Source organism: Caballeronia glathei (genome assembly GCF_000698595.1).
Classification (GTDB): Bacteria; Pseudomonadota; Gammaproteobacteria; order Burkholderiales; family Burkholderiaceae; genus Caballeronia; species Caballeronia glathei.
Genome location: NZ_JFHC01000318.1, coordinates 1 through 408, shown reverse-complemented (window position 1 = coordinate 408; position 408 = coordinate 1). Strand labels below are relative to the sequence as shown.

Sequence of the window (408 nt, the reverse complement as noted above, 5' to 3'; positions counted from 1 at the left end):
TCCATGCGCTCGGCGAGCACGGCGGGATGCGCTTCCTGGCCCGTCTGCTGAAGAATCTCGCGCGAAATGCGATTGAGCTTGTTGATCGTCTCGATCATGTGCACCGGCACGCGAATCGTGCGCGCCTGGTCGGCGAGCGAACGCGTCACGGCCTGCCGCACCCACCACGTTGCATACGTGGAGAACTTCCAGCCGCGCCGATATTCGAATTTATCGACGGCCTTCATCAAGCCGATATTGCCTTCCTGAATCAGATCAAGGAATTGCATGCCGCGGTTCACGTACTTCTTCGCGATCGAAATCACGAGACGCAGGTTCGCCTCGATCATTTCGCGCTTGGCCTGCCGCATTTTGACTTCGGCCGCCGTCATCTGACGGTTGATCTTCTTCAGTTGCTGCAGCGGCAAT

1 protein-coding gene is annotated in these 408 nt (G+C 58.1%); it reads right to left on the bottom strand.

Features of this window, described 5'->3' with window-relative positions; genetic code table 11:
- Positions 1 to 408, bottom strand: a 408-nt coding sequence (locus BG61_RS38950; protein ID WP_152565305.1) for a sigma-70 family RNA polymerase sigma factor, incomplete at both ends; no start/stop codon positions are given.